General features: G+C 58.3%; 5 protein-coding genes and 1 pseudogene. 3 read left to right on the forward strand and 3 right to left on the reverse strand.

Annotated features, from left to right (window positions below):
- Together AAAB16_RS10345 and AAAB16_RS10350 are read right to left on the reverse strand one after the other, a co-directional pair.
- A pseudogene (locus tag AAAB16_RS10345) lies at positions 1-241 on the reverse strand (oxidoreductase); the annotation flags it as partial.
- Positions 225-1883, reverse strand: coding sequence for a nitrite/sulfite reductase (locus tag AAAB16_RS10350; RefSeq protein WP_340663248.1), 1659 nt, complete (start codon positions 1881-1883; stop codon positions 225-227). The gene AAAB16_RS10350 and the pseudogene AAAB16_RS10345, both read right to left, overlap by 17 nt.
- Positions 1884-2203: 320 nt before the next feature.
- Here AAAB16_RS10350 and AAAB16_RS10355 point away from each other — a divergent pair, with 320 nt between their 5' ends.
- Together AAAB16_RS10355 and AAAB16_RS10360 are read left to right on the forward strand one after the other, a co-directional pair.
- A complete protein-coding gene (locus tag AAAB16_RS10355) occupies positions 2204-2350 on the forward strand; it encodes a hypothetical protein (protein ID WP_340663249.1) in 147 nt (48 codons plus the stop codon).
- Between the two features lie 117 nt (positions 2351-2467).
- Positions 2468-3562: an ABC transporter substrate-binding protein gene (locus AAAB16_RS10360; RefSeq protein WP_340663250.1), complete on the forward strand. Its 1095-nt coding sequence runs from the start codon at positions 2468-2470 to the stop codon at positions 3560-3562.
- A 9-nt stretch (positions 3563-3571) separates the two neighbouring features.
- On the opposite strand, the gene AAAB16_RS10365 is transcribed toward AAAB16_RS10360, so the two are convergent.
- Positions 3572-3793 (reverse strand): DUF2970 domain-containing protein, encoded by a 222-nt coding sequence (locus AAAB16_RS10365; protein ID WP_340663251.1) that lies wholly within the window; start codon positions 3791-3793, stop codon positions 3572-3574.
- Positions 3794-3918: 125 nt separating this feature from the next.
- Between AAAB16_RS10365 and AAAB16_RS10370 the strand changes: the two genes are divergently transcribed.
- Entirely contained in the window at positions 3919-4221 is a 303-nt protein-coding gene (locus AAAB16_RS10370) for a DUF1883 domain-containing protein (protein WP_340663252.1), read from the forward strand.
- Positions 4222-4386: the final 165 nt, after the last annotated feature.

Here is a 4386-nt window from a genome sequence, read left to right on the forward strand (position 1 = left end):
AGTTAAGGGCGATCACTTGGAAATTGTCCAGTTGATCGGCGATTTCTTCGATCTCTTCGCCAGCTTCCAGCCATACGCCCAGGCCGCCGTCACGGGCTTTCAGAGCGCTGCTGTGTTCAACGTAGAGGCCCAACGGCACGATCAGGTCGTCGCAGTTGGAAACGCCTTCCAGGGTCGCGTCTTTCGGCAGCAGGTGCCAGGTTTCGTCGACCAGCTGACCGTTCTTAATGATTCGCTGCATATACGCGCTCCTTGAACGGGTCGATGCCGACACGGCGGAAGGTGTCGAGGAAGCTTTCTTCGTCGGTACGGGTTTCGACGTAGACGTTGATGATTTTGCTCACCACGTCGGCCATGTCTTTTTCGGCAAACGATGGGCCGAGAATTTGCGCCAGGCTAGCGTCACGACCGGAGCTGCCGCCCAGGGAAACCTGGTAGAACTCCTGGCCTTTTTTGTCCACGCCTAAGATGCCGATATGGCCGACGTGGTGGTGGCCGCAGGCGTTCATGCAGCCGGAGATATTCAGGTCGATATTGCCGATGTCGAACAGGTAGTCGAGGTCGTCAAAACGACGCTGAATGGCTTCGGCAATCGGGATCGACTTGGCGTTGGCCAGCGAGCAGAAGTCGCCGCCTGGGCAGCAAATGATGTCGGTGAGCAAGCCCACGTTTGGCGTGGCAAAACCCAGTTCACGCAGCTCGCCCCACAGGGTGAACAGCTGGCTTTGCTCAACGTCGGCCAGAATGATGTTCTGGTTATGGCTGTTGCGCACTTCAGCAAAGCTGTAGCGATCGGCCAGGTCGGCGATGGCGTCCAGTTGCTTGTCGGTGACGTCGCCAGGGGCCACGCCGGTCGGTTTCAGCGACAGGGTGACGGCGGCGTAACCTGGCTTTTTGTGCGCAAACACGTTGCGGCTGGCCCAGCGGTCGAAACCGGCGTGCTCAGTGCGCAGGGCTTTCAAGGCGTCTTCTTGATCGTTCAGGGCTTTGTACGCTGGGTCGATAAAGTGCCCGGCAACGCGCGCGACTTCGGCTTCAGTCAGGGTGGTCGGGCCATCTTTGAGGTGTGCCCATTCAGCGTCTACACGCTGAGCGAACACTTCCGGGGTCAGCGCCTTCACCAGAATCTTGATCCGTGCCTTGTACTTGTTATCACGACGGCCATAGCGGTTGTACACACGCAAGATGGCGTCGAGGTAACTGATCAGGTGCTGCCATGGCAGGAATTCGTTGATAAAGCTGCCAACGATTGGCGTACGGCCCAGGCCGCCACCGACGGAAACGCGAAAGCCCAGTTCGCCGGCTTCGTTGTTTACCGCTTCCAGGCCGATGTCGTGCACTTCGATGGCGGCACGGTCGCTCACGGCGCCGTTGACGGCGATCTTGAACTTGCGCGGCAGGTGCGAGAATTCGGGGTGGAAGGTCGACCACTGGCGAATGATTTCGCACCAGGGGCGGGGGTCGACGATTTCGTCTTTGGCCACGCCAGCGAACTGGTCGGTGGTGGTGTTACGGATGCAGTTGCCGCTGGTTTGGATCGCGTGCATTTGCACGGTGGCCAGTTCGGCAAGAATTTCCGGCACGTCTTCCAGTTCCGGCCAGTTGAACTGCACGTTCTGGCGGGTGCTGATATGGGCGTAGCCTTTGTCGTAGTCGCGGGCAATTTTGGCCATCATGCGCACTTGCGCCGAAGACATCAGGCCATAGGGCACAGCCACGCGAAGCATGGGCGCGAAACGCTGGATATAGAGACCATTCTGCAAGCGCAACGGGCGAAATTCTTCGCCAGAAAGCTCGCCAGCCAGGTAACGGCGGGTCTGATCACGGAACTGCTTAACGCGGCTCTCGATGATGTCTTGATCGTAACTGTCGTAGACGTACATGAACTGTCCTGTTTTCAGGCTACTTACTGCCAAATCAGCGCGCACGGCCGCGCACTCCTCGCGGAGCCGGGGGAAGATACCAGTTCAGGTTTATGCGCAAAAGTGATGTTTTAGTATAAGAACGAAACTTATGGAGATAAGAACCGCCAGCTATAAGCAGGACGTAGGGTGTGCTGTGCGCACCATGAAGAAAACGCCGATATCGCTCGGTGCGCACAGCACACCCTACGGATGGTTTCTGGCGCTGATTTGTCGGCTGGCTGAGGGTGGTCTTAACTGCAACTGCGGTCTTTCCTATAAGCACAACAACAGGGGCAGCCATGAGCGAGCATACGCATACCGTCGTTGAGTCCGACACCTCCCACCTCCAATCCTCCAGCCCCGACAGCAAGGTCGACGCCTGGGCCATTTTTATTCTTATTGCTTTGGCGGTTTCCACGGCGGTGTTTTGGGTTAGCCATCAATAAACACCAGCGCCGCTTGTAGGTATAGAAGCGGCGTTTTTGTACGAAAAGGCTGACAAGTGGTGACAGATTGATATCACTGGTCAGCGTATACTCCGCCGCTGTTTTGGGCGTGAGTGCATGAAGGTGAAGTGGTCATTGCGCACCGTAGTGGCGGTAGTGGGTTTACTCGCATGGAATTGCGTCAATGCAGCTAACGTGGTGTTCCTCAATCCAGGTAAGTCTGGCGAGGAATTCTGGGACAGCTATGTCAGCTTTATGCAGGCCGCCGCCGGCGATCTCGGCATGCAATTGCGCGTGCTCAATTCCGAGCGCGACCGCGACCTGATGCTCGAACAAGCCCGCAGCGTGCTGCAGGGCGCACACAAGCCGGACTATCTGCTGTTCGTCAACGAGCAGTACGCCGCGCCGGAAATCCTCCGCTTGGCTAAAGACTCCGGCGTCAAGCTGTTCGCCGTCAGCAACACGCTGACCCCCGACCAGCAGCGCGTGCTTGGTAGCAGCCGGGAAATCTACCCCAATTGGATCGGCACCCTGGTGCCCAACGATGCCGATGCCGGTTACCTGCTGGCCCTCGAGCTGATTCGCCGCGCCCGTGCACTCAAGCCGCAGGGGTCGTTGGAAATGCTGGCCTTTGCCGGCGTCAAGCAGACGCCCTCCAGCCAACTGCGAGAGGAAGGCCTGCACAAGGCCCTGGCGGAAAACCCCGACGTGCGCCTGCGCTCGCTGGCTTACGGCGAGTGGCAGCGCCAGCGCGCGTATGACCAGGCGCGCACGCTGCTGCCGCGTTATTCGGCGATCAATATGGTGTGGGCGGCCAGCGATGAAATGGCTTTTGGCGCGATGCAGGCGGCCCAAGAGTTGGGGCGTGTGCCGGGGCGCGACATGCTTTTTGCGGCCATCAATTCCAGCAGTGAAGCCCTGCAGGCGCGTATCGACGGGCGCCTGAGTGTGCTGGTTAGCGGCCAGTTCACCATGGGCGGTTGGGCGTTGGTGCTGCTGCATGACTACGACGCCGGCCTGGACTTCGCCAAACATGGCGGCAAAGACCGCACGGTGCCGATCTATATCAGCCTCACTGAACAGCAAGCCGCACGCTTGGCCACGCGCGTGGTGGGCAACGATAGCTTCGGCCTGGATTTTCGCCGTTACAGCCTGCAAAAGCAGTCGAAGCTGCGGGAATACAATTTCTCGCTGCGGCCGATGATTGACTGAGCCGAGCGCTTATAACCCGGCCAAGTGCAGCACCAGTTTCACCAACGCAAATAGCACCAGCACAAAAATGCCGGTAAACAACACGCCGATAAAAATGAACTGGCCTGGCTTGCCATGGCGAAAGTCTCGCGCGCGGTTTTTCCCGCTCTGCACGCCGAAAGCCGCAGCCATTACGCTGTGCAGCACCTGCCACAGGGTAGGGGGCTGGTCGTTATTGTGTGAATCGTTCATCAGCGTGTCCTCGGTGGCATCCCTTGCAGCAACCATAGCTGAAGATCGCCACCTGGCCCGTGCTCAGCCATACTAGCGGCCCGGTGCCAATACCCCTTGTTTCAGCAACACAGTGCGGAGCCTTCATGAAGTTCATACACCAGCGCGAACACCTTAACGAAGACGACATCGTCATCATCGAGTGCTCGCAAACCTGCAACATCCGCCTGATGAACGACGCGAACTTCCGCAGCTTCAAAAACGGTGGCCGGCACACCTACCACGGCGGCGCCTTCAAAGACTTCCCAGCAAAAATTGTGGTGCCCAGCAGCGGCTTCTGGAATATCACCATCGACACCGTCACCCACAAAGCCATCAGCGTGACGCGCAAACCGACGCTTAAACACTCGATCAAAATCGTGCGTAAATCGCCGTCGCAACTGCGTTGAGTTGATGCCGTAGCACACCCTATGGTTTGTTCGAAGCGCGTTAACCGATCGACGCGTAGGTTGGGTTGAGCCTTAGTAGCCCAACGGGCCGGTGCAACCTCGGGCTTATGTCGATGTAACGCAAAATCCCCGTCGTCCCCGCGCAGGCGGGGATCCAGATTATTC

It is taken from the genome of Pseudomonas sp. (assembly GCF_037994325.1).
Classification (GTDB): Bacteria; Pseudomonadota; Gammaproteobacteria; order Pseudomonadales; family Pseudomonadaceae; genus Aquipseudomonas.